The 23594-nt window shown below is 71.0% G+C and carries 21 protein-coding genes and 2 pseudogenes; 15 read left to right on the top strand and 8 right to left on the bottom strand.

The window, feature by feature from the left end:
* Positions 1-4 precede the first annotated feature (4 nt).
* The 3 genes from QQK49_RS21425 to QQK49_RS21415 all read right to left on the bottom strand — a co-directional run bounded on the left by QQK49_RS21425 (position 5) and on the right by QQK49_RS21415 (position 3166).
* Positions 5-202 carry a hypothetical protein gene (locus tag QQK49_RS21425; protein ID WP_284305777.1) on the bottom strand — a complete coding sequence of 66 codons (198 nt, stop codon included), beginning with the start codon at positions 200-202 and terminating at the stop codon, positions 5-7.
* Positions 203-371: 169 nt separating this feature from the next.
* On the bottom strand, positions 372-1379 hold the full coding sequence (locus tag QQK49_RS21420; protein ID WP_284305776.1) for an alpha/beta hydrolase: 1008 nt from the start codon (positions 1377-1379) through the stop codon (positions 372-374).
* A gap of 209 nt (positions 1380-1588) precedes the next feature.
* A complete protein-coding gene (locus QQK49_RS21415; RefSeq protein ID WP_284305775.1) occupies positions 1589-3166 on the bottom strand; it encodes a methyl-accepting chemotaxis protein in 1578 nt (525 codons plus the stop codon).
* Between the two features lie 116 nt (positions 3167-3282).
* Here QQK49_RS21415 and pta point away from each other — a divergent pair, with 116 nt between their 5' ends.
* The 3 genes from pta (at position 3283) to QQK49_RS21400 (ending at position 8147) form a co-directional block, all read left to right on the top strand.
* Entirely contained in the window at positions 3283-5379 is a 2097-nt protein-coding gene (gene pta / locus QQK49_RS21410; protein WP_284305774.1) for a phosphate acetyltransferase, read from the top strand.
* 3 nt (positions 5380-5382) lie between these two features.
* Positions 5383-6573 (top strand): acetate/propionate family kinase, encoded by a 1191-nt coding sequence (locus QQK49_RS21405; RefSeq protein ID WP_284305773.1) that lies wholly within the window; start codon positions 5383-5385, stop codon positions 6571-6573.
* A 332-nt stretch (positions 6574-6905) separates the two neighbouring features.
* The gene (locus QQK49_RS21400; RefSeq protein ID WP_284305772.1) at positions 6906-8147 is read left to right on the top strand and encodes a hypothetical protein; all 1242 of its coding nucleotides are present in this window, start codon (positions 6906-6908) and stop codon (positions 8145-8147) included.
* A gap of 48 nt (positions 8148-8195) precedes the next feature.
* On the opposite strand, the pseudogene QQK49_RS21395 reads toward QQK49_RS21400, so the two are convergent.
* Positions 8196-9154: pseudogene (locus QQK49_RS21395) on the bottom strand (isoaspartyl peptidase/L-asparaginase family protein).
* A gap of 34 nt (positions 9155-9188) precedes the next feature.
* Positions 9189-10067, bottom strand: a complete 879-nt coding sequence (locus QQK49_RS21390; RefSeq protein WP_284305771.1) for an alpha/beta fold hydrolase — start codon at positions 10065-10067, stop codon at positions 9189-9191.
* A 258-nt stretch (positions 10068-10325) separates the two neighbouring features.
* Here QQK49_RS21390 and QQK49_RS21385 point away from each other — a divergent pair, with 258 nt between their 5' ends.
* The 5 genes and pseudogenes from QQK49_RS21385 to QQK49_RS21365 all read left to right on the top strand — a co-directional run bounded on the left by QQK49_RS21385 (position 10326) and on the right by QQK49_RS21365 (position 14026).
* Positions 10326-10889, top strand: coding sequence for a manganese efflux pump MntP (locus QQK49_RS21385; RefSeq protein ID WP_284305770.1), 564 nt, complete (start codon positions 10326-10328; stop codon positions 10887-10889).
* Positions 10890-10975: 86 nt separating this feature from the next.
* Positions 10976-11446 carry a COX15/CtaA family protein gene (locus QQK49_RS21380; protein WP_284305769.1) on the top strand — a complete coding sequence of 157 codons (471 nt, stop codon included), beginning with the start codon at positions 10976-10978 and terminating at the stop codon, positions 11444-11446.
* Positions 11359-11925, top strand: coding sequence for a hypothetical protein (locus QQK49_RS21375; protein ID WP_284305768.1), 567 nt, complete (start codon positions 11359-11361; stop codon positions 11923-11925). Before QQK49_RS21380 ends, QQK49_RS21375 begins: the two co-directional genes overlap by 88 nt.
* A gap of 64 nt (positions 11926-11989) precedes the next feature.
* Entirely contained in the window at positions 11990-12340 is a 351-nt protein-coding gene (locus QQK49_RS21370; RefSeq protein WP_284305767.1) for a DUF2218 domain-containing protein, read from the top strand.
* 10 nt (positions 12341-12350) lie between these two features.
* A pseudogene (locus QQK49_RS21365) lies at positions 12351-14026 on the top strand (FAD-binding dehydrogenase).
* Positions 14027-14158: 132 nt separating this feature from the next.
* Here QQK49_RS21365 and QQK49_RS21360 read toward each other — a convergent pair.
* Entirely contained in the window at positions 14159-14680 is a 522-nt protein-coding gene (locus tag QQK49_RS21360; RefSeq protein ID WP_284305766.1) for a hypothetical protein, read from the bottom strand.
* 244 nt (positions 14681-14924) lie between these two features.
* Here QQK49_RS21360 and QQK49_RS23580 point away from each other — a divergent pair, with 244 nt between their 5' ends.
* Positions 14925-15113 (top strand): NUDIX hydrolase, encoded by a 189-nt coding sequence (locus QQK49_RS23580; RefSeq protein ID WP_284305765.1) that lies wholly within the window; start codon positions 14925-14927, stop codon positions 15111-15113.
* Complete coding sequence (locus QQK49_RS21350) at positions 15086-15388, top strand: NUDIX hydrolase (protein WP_284305764.1); 303 nt, start codon at positions 15086-15088, stop codon at positions 15386-15388. The genes QQK49_RS23580 and QQK49_RS21350 overlap by 28 nt, the downstream gene beginning before the upstream one ends.
* Here the strand turns inward: QQK49_RS21350 and QQK49_RS21345 are convergent.
* On the bottom strand, positions 15346-15924 hold the full coding sequence (locus QQK49_RS21345) for an NUDIX hydrolase (RefSeq protein WP_284305763.1): 579 nt from the start codon (positions 15922-15924) through the stop codon (positions 15346-15348). The two genes, QQK49_RS21350 and QQK49_RS21345, sit on opposite strands and share 43 nt — an antisense overlap.
* Positions 15925-16002: 78 nt before the next feature.
* Positions 16003-16686: a CueP family metal-binding protein gene (locus tag QQK49_RS21340; RefSeq protein ID WP_284305762.1), complete on the bottom strand. Its 684-nt coding sequence runs from the start codon at positions 16684-16686 to the stop codon at positions 16003-16005.
* Between the two features lie 383 nt (positions 16687-17069).
* Here QQK49_RS21340 and QQK49_RS21335 point away from each other — a divergent pair, with 383 nt between their 5' ends.
* The 5 genes from QQK49_RS21335 to QQK49_RS21315 all read left to right on the top strand — a co-directional run bounded on the left by QQK49_RS21335 (position 17070) and on the right by QQK49_RS21315 (position 23406).
* Positions 17070-19574 (top strand): glycogen/starch/alpha-glucan phosphorylase, encoded by a 2505-nt coding sequence (locus tag QQK49_RS21335; RefSeq protein WP_284305974.1) that lies wholly within the window; start codon positions 17070-17072, stop codon positions 19572-19574.
* Between the two features lie 37 nt (positions 19575-19611).
* Complete coding sequence (locus QQK49_RS21330) at positions 19612-21204, top strand: FAD/NAD(P)-binding protein (RefSeq protein ID WP_284305761.1); 1593 nt, start codon at positions 19612-19614, stop codon at positions 21202-21204.
* Positions 21205-21389: 185 nt separating this feature from the next.
* A complete protein-coding gene (locus QQK49_RS21325; protein WP_284305760.1) occupies positions 21390-22418 on the top strand; it encodes a sensor histidine kinase in 1029 nt (342 codons plus the stop codon).
* Positions 22415-22717 carry a sensor histidine kinase gene (locus QQK49_RS21320; RefSeq protein WP_284305759.1) on the top strand — a complete coding sequence of 101 codons (303 nt, stop codon included), beginning with the start codon at positions 22415-22417 and terminating at the stop codon, positions 22715-22717. The genes QQK49_RS21325 and QQK49_RS21320 overlap by 4 nt, the downstream gene beginning before the upstream one ends.
* On the top strand, positions 22714-23406 hold the full coding sequence (locus QQK49_RS21315) for a response regulator (RefSeq protein ID WP_284305758.1): 693 nt from the start codon (positions 22714-22716) through the stop codon (positions 23404-23406). The genes QQK49_RS21320 and QQK49_RS21315 overlap by 4 nt, the downstream gene beginning before the upstream one ends.
* Positions 23407-23594: the final 188 nt, after the last annotated feature.

Below are 23594 nucleotides of genomic sequence, written 5' to 3'. Positions count from 1 at the left end.
GGGGTCAGCTCCCCGGCCCGGGCAGCGGGAACAGCGTGTAGGCGATGATCGCCGACCCGTACACCGCGGCCATGACCAGGCCGAACAAGCGCATGGGCGACGGCGCACCGTAGCGGCGGTACTGCCACACCAGCACGGGCACGAAGGCCACACCCGACAGGGCGAGACCGGCGATCACGGACCAGACGGCCTGGCTCAACATGTCGACTCCTCGGACGGTCGCGTCGAGCGCGGGTCCGCGCTCTCACCGACCACGGTGCCCGCCGGCCTCCCCTCGGCGCGTCACCCTGCAGGAGGGTTTCGGGTCCTCCTCCAGGAGGACCTCCCCGAGGGCTCCCCCGCCCGGTCGGGTCCCGGATCCACCGCTGCGTTCATCCGCCGTCGGCAGGCGGATCCAGGTAGGTCGCGAGGAAGTCGACGGCCTTGCGCTGCATGTCCTCCGTTGCGTAGTACCGGGATTCGGCGTGCCCGCCGTCGGTGAGGACGAGGTCGGTCGCGACACCGGCTCGGCGCAGCGCCTCGGCCGCACGCTCGGACTGGGCGTGCGGGACGACGCAGTCCTGACGCCCGTGGATGAACAGGGTCGGCGCCGACTCGGGCGACACGTACGTGATCGGACTCGCCGCCGCCGCGGCCTTCGCGCCCGCCTCGGCACCGGGGTCGGCGCCGATGAGCTTCCCCTCCGGTGAACTCCGCCCGGCGGACCCACGACCACACCCGGCCCGGACCCGATCGGGGACGACCGCCGCCAGATCGGAGACGCCGTAGTAGCTCACGACGGCGACGACGTGACTGGAGGCACCCTGCAGCGGCCCCAGGCGCCCCTCGTGCGCGGCCCGCCCCCGGGTCGTCCCGAGCAGTTGCGCCAGGTGCCCGCCGGCGGACTCCCCGGCCACGGCGATGCGCTCCCGATCGAGTCCGTAGCGCCCGGCGTGGGAGTACACCCACCGCACAGCGGCTTTGACGTCGTGCAGTTGCGCGGGCATCCGCGCGTCCCCGGACAGGCGGTAGTCGATGCTCGCGGTCGCCCAGCCGCGCCGGTGCAGGGCGTCGCGCAGGGCCGCGACGTTCTGCCCCTCGGTGCTCTCGAACAGCGCTCGGGAGCCGCCCTCCCAGCCGCCGCCGTGGATGAACACGACCACCGGACGCGGACCGCGGTGACCGCCCGGCACCGTGAGGTCCAGCGTGTGTGCGTCGTCGCCGCCGGCGACGTACGCCTGATCACGCACGTGCTGCTCCGGCACGGGTGTGGCGGGTGGGGTGGACGGCGTGGGGTGCATGGTCCGATGTTCCTCCGGCGTCAGCGGGGGCGTGGTGGCGCACGCACCCAGCAGGCTCAGCGCGAGGGCAGCCGTCACGGCCACCGGCATCCGTCTCATCGTCCCCCCTGGTACTCACGCGCGCCCCCCGGCACGAGTCGGCAGGGTAGCGACCCCACCTGGGAGATCGCTCGACGGGAGCCGCCCAGGACAGCGAGCTCGAGGCCGCCTCCGATCGGAGGCGGCACGAGACCGGAGGAGGCGTAGGAGATTCGGCGGGTGTCGCCACTCTCGCTGCGATGTGTGCGTCGCCGCCGACATCCCGACACTCAGCCGCCGAGGACGCTGCGCGTGACCTCCACCTGCTCTCGCAGGACGCTCGCGATGACTTCCTGAGCGTCGTTGATCTGGCGCACCGTCTGTGAGACCTCGTCGAGCGCACCGCGCACCGCCGTCGAATCCGACTGGATCTTCGCGACCTTCGTGCCGACCTCCTCCGTGGCCGACGCGGTCTCGCGCGCCAGGTCTTTGACCTCTCCGGCGACCACGGCGAAGCCCTTGCCCGCGTCGCCGGCACGGGCCGCCTCGATCGTGGCGTTGAGGGCGAGGAGGTTGGTCTGCTCGGCGATGGTCGTGATGGTCTTGACGACGGCGCCGATCTCGATGGAGCTGTTGTCCAGCCCGGCGACGATCCGGCCCGCCTCGGCCGTGATGCGATTCGCCTCGGCGGCGACGTCCCGCGCGGAATCGACGTTCTTGCCGACCTCGGAGATCGAGGTGATGAGTTCGCGGCCGGCGTGCGCGATCCGCGCGGTGGCACGGCTGCGCTCGAGACTGTGCGAGACGAGGAACGCCGTGTTGCGCAGGGCGTCGCGGCGCGCGTCGGTCAGCACGATCTCGCGGGTGGCGAAGAAGTCCATGGTGCCGACCACCTGGGAGCCGATCGTGATCGGCACGCACACGCCCGACTTCACCCCGGCGCGCTGGGCGGCCGGTGCGCGCACGCAGTCGGTGACCGTGCCGAGATCGGCCTCGAACACGAGATCCCGCTTCTGCCAGGTGCGCCCGGCCAGGCCCACGCCCTCGGCGAAGGTCGCCGCGCGCGTCACGTCCCGGAACTCCGAGCCGGCGTCACCGGACTCGGTGGAGAAGCGCAGGACCTGCGCCTCCGGGTCGACGGCCCAGAAGGAGCCGTAGGCCCAACCGAATTCGCGCCGGATGGTGTCGAGCGCGATCTTCACCGCGGCCTCTTCGGACTCCGCCTCGGTGACCTCGCGCAGCACCGCGTTGATCGCGGTCGCGTCACGAGCGCGTTCGGCGGAGGACTCGGCCGCCTGGATCCGGTCCAGGGCCTGCGACACCAGGTCGCCGACGCAGCGCATGAGTTCCATGCGGCGCTCGGTGCGCGGCCACGGCTCGAGGGACGCGAAGCTCAGGACCCCCTCGACGCGACGCCCCGAGAAGATCGGGATGGCCAGCGTGGTCGACAGGACCGGCGCATCCGGGCCGAGCATCGCCTGGAGATCGCGCAGTTCGCCCTCCTCGAGGACGAGCTCACCGGTCTGCCAGGCCTTGCCGAGCCCGCCCGCACCGCGGGGGATGACGACTCCGGCCGACCTCGCGGTCAGCTCGGGGTTGCGTCCGCAGGACACGTCGAGGACGAGCCCGCCGGCCTCCTCGTCGACCCGCCACACGCTGGACAGGTCCCACCCGACGGTGTCGCACACCCGGTTGATGCCGGCGTGTGCGGCGGCCTGGTAGCCCTCCGCCCCCGCCAGGGTCTTGACGACCTTGCGAAGGATGAAGACCTCGTCGTGCTCGATCGGGGTCGTCGCGGTCTGGATGACCGGGTCTTTTCTGAAGGGGCGTCGCACGAATTCTCCCGGCTCGTTGATGTCGTCGGGCACCCATCGGTCGAAATGTCCGACTTCTGAGTCGGCCGTGGCGGCCGAAGGGACAGGAGGCACCTCGCGAATCACCGGGCGTGTCACCGGCTATTTCTCGGGAGGTTATCGTGAAAAACGTGACTCGCAGCCTGTACCTCGCGTCCGTCGAATCCCGATCAGGAAAGACCGCGTTGGCGGTCGGGCTCCTTGCCGAACTCTGCGCCCGCGGCGGCCGGGTCGGCGTCTTCCGCCCCGTCGTCCAGGACCGCTCCTCCGACCGCATCCTCGAGCTCCTCCACCCGTTCTCCACCTCCCAGACGCCCCTGGAGGAGGCCGTCGGCGTCACCTACGAGGAGATCCACCGCGACACCGAGGCCGCCATCAGCACGGCCGTCGAGCGCTACCACGCCTTCGCCGCGATCCACGACATGGTGCTCATCGTCGGATCGGACTTCACCGGCGTCCCCGCTCCCGCGGAGTTCTCCACCAACGCCGCCCTCGCCGCCCACCTGGGTTCGCGGATGGTGCTGGTCGTCCCCGCCATCGACCGCGGCGCCGACGCCACCGCCACCGCGGCCGTCGTGAGCGTCCAGGAGGCCCGCAGCCGGCACGCCGACGTCGCCGCCGTGGTCACCAACCGCGTCCCCGACGGCCAGGTCGACGTCGTGCGCGAGGCGATCGAGTCCCGGCTCGCCGAGCTCGACCTCGACACCTGCACCCCGCGGGTGTTCGCCATGCCCGACGACACACTGCTCGGCGCGCCCACCCTGCGCGACCTCATGACCGCCATCGACGCGACCCTGCTCGCCGGTGAGGACAGCCTGCTCGACCGCGAGACCGCCGGCCTCGTCGTCGCCGGCATGACGATGCCGCACGTGCTCGACCGGTTGACCGAGGGCAAGGTCCTCATCTGTCCCGGCGACCGCGAAGAGGTGCTCATCGCGGCGCTGCTCGCGCACAAGTCCTCCACGTTCCCCGCGCTCGCCGGTGTCGTGCTCAACGGCGGATTCCCCTTGTCTCGCCAGGTCTCGCGCCTGGTCGAGGGCCTGGAGGTCGAGCTGCCCGTGCTCACGTGCGAGGACGACACGATGCAGACCGCGATGGCCATGCACGAGGTCGCCGGGCGGATCACGCCGCACACGACCCGCAAGATCGAGCACGCCCGCGCGCTCGTGCACGATCACGTCGACGTCGACGCGCTGCTGCCCGCGGCCGGGCCGGAGGACGAGCCCTCCTCGGCACCGCGGGTCGTCACGCCGTTGATGTTCGAGCACCAGCTCACGGCCCGGGCCCGCGCCGCCGACGCGCACATCGTCCTGCCCGAAGGGGGCGAGGACCGCATCCTGCGCGCCGCCGACACCCTCCTCGCGCGGCGCGTGGCGAGGCTCACGCTGCTCGGCGACGAGGCCCAGATCCGCGACCGCGCGATCGTGCTCGGCCTCGACCTGAGCAACGCCCGCGTCATCGACCCCTACACCAGCGAGCTGCGCGAACAGTTCGCCCACACCTACGCCGAGATGCGCGCCCACAAGGGAGTCACCCTCGACCGGGCCCACGACGTCGTGGTCGACCCCGCCTACTTCGGCACACTCATGGTCAAGGCCGGCGAGGCCGACGGCATGGTGTCCGGATCGATCACCACCACGGCCCACACGATCCGCCCGGCGCTGGAGATCATCCGCACCTCTCCCGGCGTCTCCGTGGTCAGCAGCGTGTTCTTCATGTGCCTGGCCGACAAGGTCCTCGCCTACGGCGACTGCGCCATCAACCCCGACCCGAACGTCGAGCAGCTCACCGACATCGCGATCTCCTCGGCCAAGACCGCCGCGCAGTTCGGCGTCGAGCCACGGGTGGCGATGCTGTCCTACTCCACGGGCGGCTCGGGCTCCGGCGCCGACGTCGAGAAGGTCCGTGAGGCCACGGCCCTCGTGCACGAACGCGCCCCCGAACTCCTCGTCGAGGGACCGATCCAGTACGACGCGGCGGTCGACCCCGACGTGGCGGCCACCAAGCTCAAGGACTCCCCGGTGGCCGGTCGCGCGACCGTGCTCGTGTTCCCCGACCTCAACACCGGGAACAACACGTACAAGGCCGTCCAGCGCAGCGCGTCCGCCGTGGCGATCGGGCCCGTCCTGCAGGGTCTCAACGCGCCCGTCAACGACCTCTCGCGCGGCGCTACCGTGCGAGACATCATCAACACCGTCGCCATCACCGGCATCCAGGCCAAGGGGTAAGGCATGCGCGCAGTTCTCGTCGTCAACGCGGGTTCCTCCTCGCTCAAGTACCAGCTCGTCGACCCCGACACGGGTGAGTCCCACGCCAAGGGGCTGGTCGACCGCATCGGCCTGCCGCAGGGCTCGATCAAGCACGAGGTGGGCGGGCACAAGCACGTCCGCGAGCTCGAGGTGCCCGATCACGTGCGGGCCATCGAACTCCTCGAGGAGGCGTTCGCCGAGCACGGCCCGGACCTGGCCGAGGTCGACCTCATCGCCGTCGGCCACCGCGTGGTGCACGGCGGCCAGGACTTCGCCGACCCGGTCGTCATCGACGACTCGGTGATCACGGCCGTGGAGCGACTCGTGCCGCTGGCCCCGCTGCACAACCCCGGCAACCTGCAGGGGATCGCGGCCACGACCAGGATCTTTCCCGACATCCCCCTGGTGGCGGTCTTCGATACGGCCTTCCACCAGAGCATGCCCGAGGCCGCGTCGACCTACGCCGTGCCGCGGGAGTGGCGCGAGGAGCGTCGCGTCCGGCGGTACGGGTTCCACGGCACGTCGCACGCGTACGTGGCCCGGCGGGTCGCGGAGCTGATGGAGCGCCCGGAGGCCGACCTCAAGACCGTGGTGCTGCACCTCGGCAACGGCGCGAGCGCGACCGCGGTCGACGGCGGCCGGTCGGTCGACACGTCGATGGGGCTCACGCCCCTCGAAGGGCTGGTCATGGGGACGCGCCCGGGTGATCTCGACCCCGGCATCGCGGGTCACCTCATCGCCCACGGCAAGACCCAGGCCGAGATCGATCACGCCCTGTCCAAGGAGTCCGGCCTGCTGGGCCTCACCGGCTCGGCCGACTTCCGCGAGGTCATGGAGCGGCGCGCCGACGGCGACGCCGACGCCGCCCTCGCCTTCGACGTCGTCGTGCACCGGCTGGTCAAGTACGTCGGCGCCTACGCCGCGGTGCTCGGCGGGCTCGACGCGATCGTGTTCACCGCCGGTGTCGGTGAGAACGACGACGAGGTGCGGGCCGCGGTGCTGGAGCGTCTCGGCGTGTTCGGCGTCGAGCTCGACCGCGCGGCCAACGAGGGCCTGCGCGGCGAGGAGGCCCGCATCACGACGGACGCCAGTGCGGTGCAGGCGTGGGTCGTGCCGACCAACGAGGAGTGGGAGATCGCCCGTCAGGCGAGCGAGGTCGTCGCCGGAGGCTGACGCGCCTCAGCCGCGGGTGCGCCACACCGACACCATGTCCGCGGCCTCGTCGTCGTACCGCTGCGCGGTCTCGGCGTCCCACACATCACTCGATGTCATGCCGCGAGCCTGACGGACGGCCCACGACGGATCAACGGGTTTTCACCGGCGTCGCGCCCACCCCGCACTGCGCGTACACCGGGACGCGGGCGATCACCTCGAGGGCCGGGCTGCCCCGCGCGCAACCGGTAAGTCGCGCGGATCACATACCGAAAAGCCTTGTGTCAGGTAAGAATTCGATGTCGGCGAGGGGCCGACGGGGGAAGAAGACCTGGGGAACAAGGGGAATCATCATGAGTACATCCAGATCGCGTCGTCGCGCCCGCACACTGCACCGCACGGTCGTCTCGGCCGCGGCGATCGCGACGACGGCGGGCCTGCTCGCCGTCACACCTGCAGGGGCCGCTCCGAGCGGGCCGGGACACACCGGCCGGTCGGCGACGGCGAAGGCGGAGAAGGTCACCGCGAAGACGGCGAAGAAGGCCGTCAAGAAGGTCACGAAGAAGGCACCGGCCAAGAAGGCACCGGCGAAGAAGGCGGCCCGTCCGGACGCGGCGGGGTTCACGCCGGTGCGCACCCTCACCGGTGACGTGATGGCGATGACGTCAACGGCCAAGGGGCAGCTCTGGATCGCCGCCCGTGGCGCCGACGACAAGCTCGTGCTGCAGCACAAGGACGGCGCACGGTGGCGCACCCACCGGATGCCGATGCAGGTCTCGCCGCATGATGACGTCGAACTGCACGGCTCGGCCAGAGGCGACGTGTGGATGGTCGCCGCGGGCACGCTGTGGCACTACACCGGCAGTCGGTGGCAGAAGGTGTCGCTGCCGGCCGGCACCACCGCGACCGCCGTGTACGACGTCGCCGGCCGCGACGCGTACGTGGGGCTGCGCGGCGACGTCCGGACCACGGGCGTCTACACCCTGCGCGGATCGCGGTGGATCTCCCACGGCCGCCCGGACGACGGCGACCACCCGTACCCGCCGGCATGGCACCCGACCGACCTGCGGGTGGCGGACGGCAAGCTCTTCGGCAACTGGATGGGACGCTCGAGCAGCGCCGCGCAGTGGCAGAACTCGTTCGCCTACGAGGGTGGGACGTGGACCAACCTCTTCCAGACGCACTTCATCGGCGGAGGCTCCTACGCGACGCTCGGCGCGTGGCTCGTCCCCGACGCGACCACCCAGATCGTCATGGGTTCGGGCAGCAGCAGCAGTGACATGCCCTGGTACCCCACGTGCACCATGTGGACCAAGGCGGAGGGTGAGAAGAGCTGCACCTCCCAGTGGGCCACCGGCGCTGCAGCGCTCCTGCGTGGCGGGCGCGTCGTCGTCGGCGGGATGGACTACCAGCACCCGGCACAGTCCAAGGTCGAGGCGACCTTCGGCATCCGCACCCGTGACGGCGGCGAGCGCCTGATCTCCGGTGATCCCGGTGACCGCACGGTGGCGATGGCCGTCGAGCCCGGCACCGACATCGCCTGGGCGGCCACCCGCACGGGTTCGGTGACCACCCTGCAGAACTGGAAGGGCTGACGTCACATCGGGGTGTGGCCCGCGCCCGTCACGGGTGCGGGCCACGCTTCACGTGAGCGCGACAACGCCGTCGGCCGTGAGCCACCCCCGGTACATGGCACCGGAGTTCCAGGCCACGACGATCTCTCCGGCCGGGTCGACCGCGATGACGCCGCCGTCGGCGCCGCGGTCGCCGAGGTGCTCGTCCAACACCAGTCGGCAGGCGGTGGGCAGATCCGTGCCGGCGTAGCGCAGACGTGCGTGGATGTCGTGCGCGAGGACGCCACGGACGAAGAACTCGCCGGTGCCGGTGCCCGAGATCGCGACCGTGCCATCGTCGGCGAACGTGCCCGCTCCCACCAGCGGTGTGTCGCCGACGCGGCCGGGCAGTTGCCCGGTGATGCCGCCGGTCGAGGTGGCCGCCGCCACGTGACCACTCGCGTCGCGAGCCACCGCCCCGACCGTGCCGTGGGTGCGTTCGTCGAGCAGCCGGTCCAGCGCCTCCGCTGCCGCGGCACGACGAAGTGCTTCTGGCCCGCGACCTCGCACCCCCACCGCCGGATCTGGGATTCCGGAGGCGCCGCCATGAGGACGTGCGGGGTCTGCTCCATCACCGCCATCGCGGCGCGGATCGGGTTGCGGGCCCGACCCGCGGCGGCCACGGCCCCTGCGGCGCGGTCGCCCCGCATCACGCAGGCGTCCAGCTCGGCCCGGCCCGCCGTGGTGAGCGCGGCCCCGCGGCCGGCGTTGAAGAAGGCGCAGTCCTCGAGTTCGACGACGGCGGCACAGACCGCGTCCTCCGCGCGACCACCGGCGTCGAGCACGACCCGCCCCGCCGACAGGGCGCGGGCCAGGCCCTGCTCGCGTTCGACCTGCTCATCGGGAGTCAACGGCCGCCGACGCGGCCCGGCGCCACCGTGGACGGCCAGGGCGTAGGGACCCCAGGCGGGGACGGTGATCTGCTCGACCTGCGGGCGTGGCCCTGAGAACTCGGAGCCGGGAGCCGGGGGCGCGGTGGGCTCGATCATGCTGCTCGGCTCATTCCGTGTCCACCGCGCGCGATCAGGCGCCGACGGCGGTGGCCGTGAGCATGTCGCGCACGTACAGCGCGAGCGGCTCGGCCTCGAAGGAGTCGGGCGGTCCGTACCCGGGCAGGAACGCGGCGCGCCGGAGGTCGTGCTCGCCCGCCCACGCGGACAACTCGTCGACCTCGGCGTCGGTGACGTCCTGCGCCCCGACGGCCACCCACACCGGAATCGAGATCCCGTCGTACAGGTCGAGCCCGAACGGCCCACGGCCGACCCGTTCGAGGGTCTGTTCGACCAGCGGCCGGCGCGGCACCCGCTCCCAGCCGTCCTCGGTGTCGCGGATCTGCCGTTCGATGTAGCGGCGGAGCTGCTCCTGCGGCACGCCCTCGTTGACCCAATCGGCCACCGCCGCCGAGGTGCGCCGGTCGATGAAGGCCTGCCGCTCCTCGGGCGTGCCCGTCATGAACATGGAGTTGCGGGCGTCCCACACGTCGATGGAGTCGATGCCGAGGATCTCCTGGTACTCGTTCTCGGCGGCCTCACCCCGCTTGGAGGACGACGGCCCCACCACGAGCAGGCCGCAGGCGTCCACGGTCGCGAAGCCGTCGCCCACCAGCGGCAGGAGCTCCTCGTTCTCGATGATGACGAGCGGCCGGTGCAGCCCGAGGGCCTCGACCACGGCGGGCAGGTCACGCAGCAGACGCTCCAGCGATTCCTCGCCGACCCGGGTACGGCCGTGGCCGCAGAGGTCGATCGCCACCGGGTGTGCGAACTCCGCGAGGGCGACCCCCAGCGGGGCCCAGACCTGCGCGTTCGACGCGATCTGATGAAGCAGAAGCACATCGGGGCCTTCGCCCCCGAAATCGATCGCGGCGTATCGCCCGGAGGGTGTGTCGACGTGGACGTCTCGCATGGGGTCGATCATGCACCAGCGGTCGGGGCTCGCGAGGGCCGTTCGGCAGACTCCCCGTGGCGCCGACGACGTCGGCCGGTGGGGACCTCGCGGCGCCGGATGCCCTGGAGGCGAAACCCGTCCCGCGTGAGGCAGCGCAGTTTCGACGCGAGTACCTTCCACGGGTACGGTTTTCGATGGGCTGTCGCGACGTCGGCCGACCGCGATCACACCCTCCCCGGGATCCACCCCACCGATCAGACCGCGATGAGGAGACCCATGTCCGTCTGGGCCGTGCTGCTCATCGCCGTCGGCGTCGCCGCCGATGCGTTCGCCGTGGCGCTCGGCAAAGGCCTGGTCCTGCGTCCCTTCCGCCGGCGTGACGCTGCCGCCATCGCCACCACCTTCGGCGCCTTCCAGGCGGTGATGCCGCTCATCGGATGGGTCCTCGGGACCGGATTCGCGCCGTACATCAGCGCCGTCGACCATTGGGTCGCCTTCGCCCTCCTCGGGGGCATCGGCCTGCACATGATCGTCGAGTCCCTCCGCGGTGGGGACACCCCGTCCCAGGCCCGCCTCTCGCCCCGCAACCTGCTCGTCCTCGGGGTGGCCACGAGCGTCGACGCCCTCGTCGTCGGCGTGGGCGCCGCGCTGCTCGGCACCGACGTGCTCCAGCTCGTCGCCACGATCGGCCTGGTCACGTTCCTGCTCAGCTACATGGGCGTGCTGCTGGGCCGCCGGGCCGGCGACCGACTCGGCACTCCCGCGGGCGTCCTCGGCGGCCTCATCCTCCTGGGACTGGGCACGACGACGCTGATCGACCATCTGGGGACGCTCGGCTGAACGTCGGAGGACCTTGGGCCCGAGGTCATCTCCTCACCGAGGGACAGGATCGAAGTTCTGACCCACCGCCGACCCTCGGAGACCTCATGCCCGGGCGCTCGCTCGACGCGACACGTGACATCTTCCGCGCCGCAGCCCTGTTCACCTTCCTCACCGTCGCCATGGGCTCGATGGTCGCTGCGACGGACTCGAGTTCCGCCTGCCCCGCCTGGCCCCTCTGCTACGCCGACCGCGTCGGCCCCGCACTCCAGGGCGGGTGGCTCGAGAATCCCGCGATCGAGTTCGTGCACCGCGTCATCAGCGGCCTCTGTCTGATCCTGCTGGGCGTGGCGGGATGGCGGGGGCGGCGACACCGGGACGTGCGGCTGCGCGTCTTTCCCTGGATCGCCCTGGCGTTCGCGGTCGGCGCGGCCGTGTTCGGCATGATGACCGTCCTCTTCACGCTGCCGCTCCCCTCGCCCTCGTCGATGTGGGTGGCGCCCTGGTCGCGCTGCTGCTCATCACCCTGGGAGCCCGGGCGCTCGACGACCGGCCCGCTGCTCCCTCCACGCATCTGACAGGTCGGCTCGCCGGCGCGGCCTTCGGAGTCCTCGTGCTCGTGCACCTGCTCGGCATCGTCGTCGCCGGTCGCACGACCGACGGCACGAGTTCGTTCACCCGCGTCATCGGTTGGCCGGTGTGGCAGATCGTGCCCATCGACGGGCCGGTCGCGCTGCAGGTGGCACGCATGGTCCTGGTGGTCGTGGCGCTGGTCCTCATCGTCGGCGTCGCCCTGACCGGTCTGCGCACACCGCACCTGACGATCCCCTCCCTCGCGCTGGTGACCGTCACGACGCTGGAGCTCTGCCTCGGTCTCCTCATCGGTGCACGAGGCCTGGGAGCCGGCCAGACCAACGGGATCGGACCCGGCCTCGCCGTCCTGTACGCCGTCACCGCCGTCGGCATCCTCTGGGCGTTGTCGCACCTCGCGAGCGACGCGTTCCCGGCCCGTGAATCCACCGACGCCGACCACCGGGCGCTCGCGCCCTCCCGCTGACCCACGTCGGGCACCGGCCGGCTCCCTCTCGGGCGTGAGGCACCCTGGAGGCATGGTCATCGTCATGCCGTTTCGCAAGGTCCGCGACGCCCTCGTCCACCTGTTCGTGAGGCGGCGGAGCGTCACCTCGGTCGGGTCCGTCGCCACCGAGCGCGGCGATCGCTATGCGCGGCAACTCGTCTCGCACCTGGGCCGCAAGGTGAGCGTCGTGTGGGACGAGGCATCAAGCGTCGGCACGATCACCTTCGACGAGGCCTCCCACGCCGTCCTCACCGTCAGCGCGGAGGCGCTGACCATGACGCTCGTGTGCCCGGAGGCCCGTGCGGCCGAGCTGCGCGATGTCCTCGAACGACACCTCGTGGGTTTCGGCGCTCGTGAGAACCTCAGGGTCACTTGGGAGACCCATCGACGCTGAGGGGAACGCTGTGGACACCGACGTCATCATCGTGGGAGCCGGCCTGGCCGGGCTCGTCGCCGCGAACGAACTGATCCGCGCGGGCAAGCGCGTCGTCATCGTCGATCAGGAGAACGAGAACGACATCGGCGGCCAGGCCTACTGGTCCTTCGGCGGGCTGTTCCTCATCGACTCCCCCGAACAGCGACGCCTGCGCATCCGCGACTCCATCGAGCTGGCGTGGAACGACTGGAAGGGCAGCGCGCGGTGGGACCGGCTGGCCGGTGAGCACCCCGAGGACGAGTGGGCCGTGCAGTGGGGTCGGGCCTACGTCGAGTTCGCCGCCGGCGAGAAGCGCTCCTGGCTGCGCGAACACGGTGTGCGGTTCACCCCGCTCGTCGGCTGGGCCGAGCGCGGCGACGGCATGGCGGGCGGCCACGGCAACTCCGTCCCCCGCTTCCACGTCCCGTGGGGCACCGGAACCGGCGTCAGCGAGCCGTGGGCCGACCGCGCCCGCGACGCGGCGACGCACGGGCTGCTGACGTTCCGTCACCGCCACCGCGTCGACTCCCTGATCGTCGAGGACGGCGCGGTCGTCGGCGTCTCCGGATCGCTGCTCGCGCCGGATGATTCCCCGCGTGGGGTGGCCTCGAGTCGTGAGGTCGTCGGCGACTTCTCGCTGCGGGCCCAGGCCGTGGTGGTGGCCGGCGGCGGCATCGGCGCGAACCACGACCTCGTCCGCAGGTACTGGCCCGCGCGACTCGGCCGGGCACCGGAGCACATGGTCACCGGCGTCCCGGCTCACGTCGACGGACGCATGATCGGCATCACCGAGGACTCCGGGGCACGCGTGGTCAACAAGGACCGCATGTGGCACTACACCGAAGGGGTGCGCAACCACTCGCCGATCTGGAACGGCCACGGCATCCGGATCCTGCCCGGGCCGAGTTCGATGTGGTTCGACGCGCTCGGACGCCGCCTGCAGCCACCGGGCCTGCCCGGCTACGACACCCTCGGCACGCTCGAGATGCTGCGCACCACACCCGATCTGGCCGGACACGACCACTCGTGGTTCATCCTCACCCGCGCGATCATCGAGAAGGAGTTCGCCCTGTCGGGCTCCGAGCAGAATCCCGACATCACCTCCGGCGACCGCGCGATGATGATGCGGGCCCGACTCGCCCCCGGCGTCCCCGGCCCGGTGCGGGCGTTCATGGACGACGGCGCCGACTTCGTGGTCGCCGACACCCTGGACGAGCTCGTCGCCAAGATGAACGGCCTCACCGACACCCCCTGCTCGACGCCGCGGCCATCCGCCGCGAGATCGAGGCGCGCGACTCCCAGATGGACAACCCGTTCTGCAAGGACACGCAGGTCATGGGCATCCACAACGCGCGGCGCTCCCTGGGCGACCGGCTGGTGCGCACCGCCCCACCCCACCGCATCCTCGACCCCACGGCCGGGCCGCTGGTCGGGGTCAAGCTGCACATCCTCACGCGCAAGACCCTCGGCGGCATCCAGACCGACCTCGATGGGCGGGCCCTGCGCGCGGACGGCACTCCCATGCCGGGCCTGTACGCCGCGGGCGAGGCGGCCGGCTTCGGAGGCGGCGGGATGCACGGCTACAACGCGCTCGAGGGCACGTTCCTCGGCGGTTGCCTGTTCACCTGCCGCACCGTGGGACAGTCGCTGGCGCGGGCGCTCTGAGCACAGCGAGACACAACACATCGGGCGGTGCCCGGCTCTCCCCGCGGAGCCGGGCACCGCCCGAGGTGCGTCCGATGTCACGCGCCCGACGTCAGGCGACCGATGCCTGCGTCGAGTGCGCGCTCGAGTGCGTCAGAGGCGACGGCACTGGCCTTCCTTGTTGCCGTCCACGACGTTGCGGCCGCCGGTGAGGGCGTGGCGGTTGGACGTGCACTGCAGGTTGCCGTCGACCCGGTTGCTCGTGACGGCCTGACGGCCGCGGTTGCCGAAGAGCTGGATGTCGCCGTCGACACGGTTGCGGTTGACGGTGGCCGACTGACCGCGCTCGAGCTGGATGTTGCCGTCGACGACGGTGTTGGTCGCGATGACCCAGCGGTGGTGCTTGGACTGGATGTCGCCGTCCACCCGGGAGCTGCTGATGCGCAGGGTCGCGTTGGTGCCGACCTTGATGTTGCCGTCGATCGTGCTCTTCGTGATGACGCAGGTGGCGCCGGGACGGACGACGATGTCGCGGTCGAGCTTGCGGTTGCTGATCGTGCCGTTGCACCGCATCTCGTCGGCGGCGGCGGGCGCGGCGGTGACGCCGACGAGACCCGCGCCGACCATGAGCGCTGAGAGGACGGAAGCGGCGGTGCGGCGGGTGATGCTCGTCATGGTTCACTCCTGGGTCGAGACGTTCAGAGGTCAGAGGGCTCGGCGCTGGACGTCCGAGTGGGATCCGGTCCCACCACCTACTCTGGGCGGCGGCCGTGACGTGGCCGTGAGGCCCGCATGAGAGCCCTCTCACCACCTCCGATGCCGCTCCCGACTCCCCCGCGAGACCCCCGGCCGAAGGGCCACCGGAGTCCACTAGCCTTCGTGACGACAAGACCAGGCCGGTCGATCGAGGAGTCGCGTCGTGTTCACACTTCCGGAGCTACCGGCCTCGGCCGGCGCCATCATCCTCGACGAGGACGGACGGCTGCTCATCCTCAAGCCCACGTACAAGTCGGGGTGGACCGTGCCCGGCGGTGTCATGGAGGCCGACGGCGAGACCCCTGGGAGGCGTGCCGCCGCGAGGTGGCCGAGGAGACCGGCCTGGAGGTGAGCAGCGGAGGCCTCGTGTGCGTCGACACCCGCCCGGCCAAGAAGGGCAGGAAACTCGGCCTGCGGTTCCTGTTCCACTGCGGCACCGTCACCCCCGAGCAGGCGAGCGCGATCAGGCTGCAGGAGTACGAGGTCAGCGAACACAAGTGGGCCGAACCCGCCGAGGCGTTCGAGTTGCTGCGCCCCGCGGTGCGGCGCCGCGTCAAGAAGACCTACCGCAGCGAGCACTGCGTCTACCTGGAGAACGGCAGACGCGTCGACGGCGTCTCCGACTGAGCCACCGCCCGCCCGATGAGCAGCGCCACCTCGGGCGGCACATCGGGCAACGCCTCGACGTCGAACCACCGCAGGTCCGTCGACTCCTCCGAGATCCGCTCCCGCGCCCCGGCGGGAGCGACGGCGACGAACCGCACGTCCAGATGCCGCGTCGGCGCGTCGTAGCCCTTGCAGACGATCGGGTGGCAGTGCAGGTCGACCGGGTCGGGGTCGAGCGTGACCTCGAACCCCGACTCCTCGACCGCCTCCCGCCGGGCCGCGTCGGCCAGTGTCGCGTCGTCCTCGAGATGGCCCCCGAGCTGCAACCACCTGCCCACCCGCGCGTGCAGCGTCAACAGCGTCCGACGCCGGTCCGCGGACAGCACCACGGTCGAGGCCGTGATGTGTCCGGGAGCGCACGTACGCCGATGCGCGTCGGGCCTCGCCGCGAGGAACGCCAGGACGGTGTGCCGCAGCGCGTCCTGTGCGATGTCCGGCGCGGTCCACCGGGTGAGGACCTCGGTGATGTCCGCGTGCAGGGTCGGTGGAGTACTCACCCCGTCAGCATGCCGGGCGGCCTCCCCGACCGGCGCACCGCACTCGGGTGGCGTCAGCTCACGTCAGCTCACGTCAGCTCACGTCAGCTGCATCGTGGTGATGCAGGTGGGGCTCTTCTCGTCGGTGGCGAACGGCGCCTCGACCGACTTGCCGTCGTAGGTGAACGACATGGTGCCCTTGACGTCGCGCGGCAGCCAGAAACCGACGAACCCGTTCTCGAAGGTCGTCACCGGCCCGTCGTGCAGCACCGTGCCGTCGTCGGTGACGACCTTCGCCTGCATCTGCGTGCCGGCGAACTCGCCGACGCAACCGGTGAGGCTGTGGTTGAAGCACTCGTGCGTGCGACCCGCGTACGGGGCGACCGAGACGTAGAAGAGACCGTCCGGCACGGGAACGGCCTGCTCCTGGCCGGTCTGCTCGTCCTTGAGGAGCAGGTGGTCGGCGCGCACGGAGCCGTTGAGGCCGGAGCCGCGGTGCTCGTTGGTCTCGTCCATGAAGTCGACGAGTTCGACGACGCTGCGACCGCTGATGCCGTACTTCTCGAGCATCGCGTTCTCCACCTTGGGGGCGGCCGCCGTCTCGGTCTTCACCGTGTCGATCACCTCACCGCCGGCACCGCCGGTGGCACCCGATCCGCCGCCGTGCTGGGAGGTGGCCGCACCCTGCGGGGCAGGTGAGCCCGCCTGGGTCTCGCCACCGGAGCCACACGCGGCGAGCGAGAGAGCGACGGCCAGGGCCAGGGGCAGGACTCGGGTCTTCATGCGGTGCTCCTCTGTCGGGGGCGCCTTCTGTGCGAAGGCGGTTTGTTCCAGGGGTTTCCGTGTCATTCTGCAAGGTCCGCGGAAGTTCGGGAGCGGACGAAGGTCCCGTTTCATCCGGATTTCTCGACCCCGGTTCCTCACGTCGAACCGCAGGTCGGCGACACCCGCGACCTGCGGCCCGGGCGGGTCGTTCCATCCATACGAGCCGGAGCCGGAGGCGTCCCCCAGATCGGCTAGCCTCTAAGCGTTTCGTCCTCCTCGGTCGTCGAGACTTCAGGTCACGCGCGGCAGGGGGGCCGATGTCCACCCGACCCACCCGAACCGGAGGACCCGTGGCACTCGACCCCACCAGCGATCGGCGCAGCGTCGGCGAATCGCCCGAGATGGCGACCTACGTCACCGGACCGCACTTCGAACCCACCCACGAGCGCGCCAAGGTTCCCGCCGTGGGCCCCGGCCGCGACGTCGACGGATTCGTCCGCCAGTTCATGCGCGAGCTCAACTACGGCCAGGGCGTCTCCCTGGCCCGCTCGACGGTCAACGACCAGTACCTCGCGCTGGCGCACACCGTCCGGCACTACCTCATGCAGGGGTGGATCCAGACCGGCAAGCGTCGCCGCGACGCCGGTGACCGCGTCGTCGGGTACCTGTCGGCCGAATACCTCCTCGGACGCCAGCTGGACAACGCCCTGCTGGCCAGCGACCTGCAGGAGATCGCCCGCGAGGCGATGAACGCCTGCGGTCTCGACCTCGACATCCTGCGCGCGCAGGAGATCGAGCCCGGCCTCGGCAACGGCGGCCTCGGGCGCCTGGCGGCCTGCTTCGTCGACTCCCTGGCCACGATGGACGTCTCGTGCATCGGCTACGGCATCCGGTATGAGTACGGCATCTTCAAGCAGACGTTCGTCGACGGTCGCCAGGTCGAGGAGCCCGACTCCTGGCTGGCGCTCGGCTCGCCGTGGGAGTTCCCGCAGCCCGACCGCGCCACCCGCATCGACTTCGGTGGCCACACCGAGACCTACACCGGTGAGGACGGCCGCGAGCGCGTGCGCTGGGTTCCTTCCTGGGACGTCCAGGCCATCCCCTACCACCTGCTCGTGCCGGGCTACCGCAACGGCGTCGTCAACACCCTGCGCCTGTGGAGCGCCCGCGCCACCAGCGCGTTCGACCTGCAGTTGTTCAACCAGGGCGACTACGCCGAGGCCGTGCGCGCGCGCACCTTCGCCGAGAACATCACCAAGGTGCTGTACCCGGAGGACTCCACCCCTCAGGGCCGGGAGCTGCGGCTGCAGCAGCAGTACTTCTTCGTGGCCGCCTCGCTCAAGGACTTCATCCGTCACACGCTGCCGGCCGACTTCGACCTGCACCAGCTTCCTGAGCGGATCACGTTCCAGCTCAACGACACCCACCCGGTCATCGCCATCCCCGAGCTGATGCGCCTGCTCGTCGACGAGCACGACTTCGAGTGGGAGCAGGCCTGGGACGTCACCCGGCGCTGCTTCGACTACACCTGCCACACGCTCCTGCCGGAGGCGCTCGAGGTCTGGCCGGTCGAGCTGCTCGGCCGTCTGCTGCCCCGACACCTGGAGATCATCTACCGCATCAACGAGGACTTCCTCGCCGAGGTGCGCGAGGCCTTCCCCGGCGACGAACTGCGGGCGCGGCGCATGTCGATGGTGCAGGAACACCCCGTGCGCGCGGTGCGCATGGCCTACCTCGCCACCGTCGCGGCCTCCAAGGTCAACGGCGTGGCCGAACTGCACAGCCGGCTCCTGCGCGACAAGGTCCTGCCGGACTTCTCCGAGCTGTGGCCCGACAAGTTCACCAACGTCACCAACGGCGTCACACCCCGCCGCTTCGTGCGCATGGCCAACCCGGGCATGTCCGAGCTGATCACCGAGGCCATCGGCGAGGGGTGGGTGACCGACCTCGAGCGCCTGCGGGAGCTCGAGCCGTTCGCCGACGACGCCGCGTTCCGCGAGCGGTTCCGCGCGGTCAAGGTCGCGAACAAGGACCGCCTGCGGCAGCTCCTGCACCACCGCGACGGCATCGAGCTGCCCGAGGGGCACATGCTCGACGTCATGGTCAAGCGGCTGCACGAGTACAAGCGGCAGAGCCTCAAGCTGCTGCACATCGTGTCGCTGTACGAGCGGCTGATCTCCGGCGAGGTCGACCCGGCCACCATCACGCCGCGCACGTTCGTCTTCGGCGCCAAGGCCGCCCCCGGCTACCACATGGCCAAGGAGACGATCGCGCTGATCAACGCGGTCGCCAAGACCATCGGGGAGGACCCGCGGGTCGAGGGTCGCCTGGCCGTGGCGTTCCCCGCCAACTACAACGTCACCCTCGCCGAGACGCTCATCCCGGCGGCCGACCTCTCCGAGCAGATCTCCCTGGCCGGCAAGGAGGCCTCGGGCACGGGCAACATGAAGTTCGCCCTCAACGGCGCCCTGACCATCGGCACCGACGACGGCGCCAACGTCGAGATCCGCGAGCTCGTCGGCGGCGACAACTTCTTCCTGTTCGGCATGGCCGAGCCGGAGGTCGCCGCCTTGCAGGCGAAGGGGTATGTGCCCAGCTCCTTCTACCAGCAGAGCCCCCAGCTCAAGCGCACGCTCGACCTCATCGCGAGCGGCGCCTTCACCGGTGGCGACCGCAGCACGGTCGGCGCGGTCCTCGACGACTGGCTCAACACCGACCGCTTCATGGCCATGGCGGACTTCGACTCCTACCTCGCGGCCCAGGCGCGCGTCGACGAGGCGTACGCCGACCAGGACCGCTGGTCGCGCTCGGCGATCCTCAACGTCGCCCGCAGCGGCTTCTTCTCCTCCGACCGCTCGATGCGCAATTACCTCCAGCGCATCTGGGATCTGAAGGCCCGGAGCTGAGAGCACACCCACACCGGGAGTCGGCACCACGCCGGGGATGGGGGCCGACACCCGCGCAAGCGTGCGCACCAGCGCCGACGACACTCACGTCACCCACGGCCCGATCGCGCATGTGCGCGACCGGGCCGTCGTGGGTGGGAGTGTCGTCGGCTCGATCGTGCATGCGTCCAATGCCTGCCACTACGCTGCGGACATGACGGGCACCGACAGCACCGCCGCATCGGATCGCATCGCCGGATCGGAGGGTCCTCCGGGGGCGATCCGCCGGGTGGCCATCGTGGGTGCCGGACCCTCGGGCCTGTTCGCGGTCCAGGCGTTGCTCGCGCAGGAGGACCAGCGCGTCGAGGTCGACATCTTCGACCGGCTCCCCACTCCGTTCGGGCTGGTGCGGTACGGCGTGGCCCCCGACCACGAGAGCATCAAGTCGGTGGCGCAGGCGTTGGCGCGGGTCTTCGACTCCGAGGGCCTGCGCTTTCGGGGGCTGATCGACTTCGGCCAGGACGTCACCCGTGAGGAACTGCTCGCCGCCTACGACGCCGTGATCTACGCGGCCGGCGCGAGCGAGGACCTGCGGATGAACATCCCCGGTGAGTCCCTGCCCGGCAGTCGGTCCGCCCGCGAGTTCGTCGCCTGGTACAGCGGCCACCCCGACGCAACCGACCAAGACCTCACCGGTGTCGAGTCGGCCGTCGCCGTGGGCGTGGGCAACGTGGCCATCGACGTGGCCCGCATCCTCACCCGGCACCCCGAGGAACTCGAACGCACCGACATGCCCCAGGCCGTCATCGACACACTCGCGTCCCACACCGTCGCCGACATGTGGATCATCGGTCGTCGCGGCCCCCACCACGCCAGCTTCACCACCAAGGAGCTGCGCGAACTGTGCACGTTGGAGGGTGTGCAGGTCCGCGTCTCCGCCGGCGCGTTCGACGGGATCGACGACGCCGACCTCGACCGCCGCACCCGCGCCAACGTCGAGGCGCTGCGCGCGGCCGACGCCCGCCAGGTCCCGGACGCCCGCTGCCGCCTGCACTTCCTGTTCTGGCGACGTCCCATCGCCGTCGAAGGTGACGGTGCCGTCACCGGAATCACGGTGGAACGCACCGAGGTCGACGCGTCCGGCCGCGTCGTCGGCACCGGCGAGACGTCCACGCTGGAGACCCAGCTCATCCTGCGCGCCATCGGCTACCGGGGCGTCCCCCTGCCGGGGGTGCCGTTCGACGTCGAGCACGGCGTCATCCCCAACGAGGAGGGCCGGGTGACCACCGAGGACGGGCACGTCCTGGAGCGGGAGTACGTCGTCGGCTGGATCAAGCGCGGCCCGATCGGGGTCATCGGCACCAACAAGTCCGACGCCGTGCAGACGGTGCGCCTCCTGCTCGAAGACCTCGCGACCCGCGAGCACGAACCGCACACCGCAGCGCTGCTCGACCTCGACGCCCACCTCGCCGAACGCGGCCTGTACCCGACCTCGTTCGAGGACTGGCAGCGCATCGAGAGCGCCGAGGCCGGGTTGGGCGAGGGATTCGGCCGCACCCGCACCAAGATCGAGGCGTGGGCCGAACTGCTCGACCTCGTGGCCCGCGAACGACCCGGCGGCCCACCCACCCCCGCGGACCGCGACCGATGAGCCGCCCACCCCTACCCCGGCGGTACCTGTCGGTACGGACCATCGTCCCGACCTTGCGACTTCTTCTCGTTATGTCCGGGAAAACTCTCTAGACTTCGATACACGCGAGGCACAGCCGTCGCCGACCCGAGTCCGACCAACCGAGCCCGACCGACACCGGTGGGCGAACCGGCGGAAGGAGGAGCGTGAGAGCATCCGTCGCCGTGTCCGAGGATCGTCGCATCGACCCCTCCGGCGCGCTTCCCCGTCCCGCCGACACCGCCGGCGAGGAACGACTCCGCCGACTGCGCGTCATCGCCCTCGTCGTCCCCGCCGCATTTCTCCTGCTGGTCCTGCTCGCGCGCGGCACGATCGTGCGCACGGTGTCGCCGACGAACGGCCACCTCCTGCTCGACGGGGTCCTCGTCGCCGGGACACTCGCGTTCTCCCTGGTCATGTTCTCGTTCATCGATCGCAGCTACCGCGCCCTGCTGCAGCAGAACCGCGACCTCGCGGCCATCGACGCCGTGGTCGTCGCCGCCCGCGGGGCCTACACGGCGGATGCCGTCGCCCACGAGTCCCTCGAGGCGATCCTGCAGACCACCGGCGCGGCGTCGGCGCGCATCGCGGCGGCCCACCCGACGGACCCGCGGCGCACCGCCGACACCTGGTACCTGGAATCGCCGGTGCGCTCCGGCGGGGGTTCTGCCCCGGAGACCGTGCCGCTGCTCTCGGGTCCCGAGGCCATCGGGTCGCTCACCCTCGAGGGCATCGACCCCGCCACCTCCGCGTTGACACCTGCGGCGTACGCGGGCATCGGCCGGGCCATCGGCAGCGCCCTGCAACGAGCCCGGTATATGTCGCATCTCCAGCAGGAGTGCCACGACGCGGCCCTCGCCGAACGCGACCGCATCGCGCGCGAGATGCACGACAGCCTCGCCCAGGCGCTCGGCGCCGCGCACTTCCGCCTCACGGCCATCGGCACCCACCCCGACGTCGAGTCCAGCCCCGAGGTCCATCACGAACTGGCCGACCTCGCCGCCACCTGTCACGACGCCTACGGCGACGTCCGCGAGGCCATCCTCGGTCTGCGCGAGGCGGGCCGGGCCGACCGCACCCTGCTGCAGTCCCTCGACAGCTATGTGGAGAAGTTCAGCCGGCAGTCCGGCATCGCGACCGCGCTCGTCACCCCCTGGAGGGGTTGGACCTGCCGCCCCACCACGAGATCCAGGTGATCCGCGTCGTCCAGGAGGCCCTGACCAACGTGCGTAAACACTCCGGCGCCCGCTCGGCGCGGGTCCGCATCGAGTCCGAACCCGGCTCGGTGCTGTTCGTCGTCGAGGACGACGGCCGCGGGTTCGACGCCGCCGACCTCACCGAGGAGCGCTACGGCCTGGCCACCATGACCGAACGCACCCAACTCCTCGACGGCTGGCTGACCATCGACTCCAGCCCCGGCCACGGCACCCGGATCGTCCTCGGAGTCCCCGCCGGCCGCGGCGTCCACGCCGTGTCGACCCCGGTGCAGGCATGAGCAACCCGACCACGCGCACGACGACGCCCATCCGCGTCCTCCTCGTCGACGACCAGGGACTGTTCCGCGGCGCCATCGCCTCGGTGCTCGACCGGCAGGCCGACATGACCGTCGTCGGTGAGGCCGCCAACGGCCTCGAGGCGCTCGAGCAGGCGCACACGCTGCAACCCGACGTCATCGTCATGGACGTCGAGATGCCGGTGATGGACGGCGTGGAGGCCGCCGGACTCATGCGTGAGCAACTCCCGCACGTCAAGATCGTCATGCTCACGGTGAGCGAGGAGGACGACCACCTGCTCGGCGCCGTCCGCCTGGGCGTGCACGGCTACCTGCTCAAGGACATGCGTCCCGAGCAGCTCTTCGACATGATCCGTTCGGTCATGCGCAACGAGACCCCTGTCGCCCCCTCGCTGGTGGGCCGGTTGCTCGCCGAACTGCGCCAGGGCGGGCAGAAACCCCGCTCACCCGAACCGTCGCGCCCCGACGTGCTGCTGTCGGCGCGCGAACTGGAGATCCTGCGCCTCGTGGCCCACGGCATGTCCAACAAGGAGATCGGCGGGCGGCTGTCGATCACCGAGGGCACGGTCAAGAACCACGTGCACAACGCCCTGCAGAAGCTCGGCATGGAGAACCGCATCCAGGCCGCCGCGTACATCGTGCGTCAGGGCCTCGGCACTCCCCCACGCTGAGGATCCCCCGCCTCACCCACGCGCGCCGCACCCCCTCTCGTCGAGACCGGAAGGGCTGCGCTCGGCTCGTCGTGCCCGTCACCGCTGCACCCTCACGCCACCCCGGCATCCGCCGGCGCATCCCGTCGTGACCTGCGGGTCTACCCGATCGGGCCGGGTTGCGCGCGTAGGGCATAGCTGCGGGTAGG

Origin of the sequence: Mobilicoccus caccae (genome assembly GCF_030161635.1) — a bacterium.
Taxonomy (GTDB): Bacteria; Actinomycetota; Actinomycetes; order Actinomycetales; family Dermatophilaceae; genus Mobilicoccus; species Mobilicoccus caccae.
The sequence above is the reverse complement of the archived record's forward strand: the minus strand, read 5'-3'. Positions and strand labels throughout refer to the sequence as shown.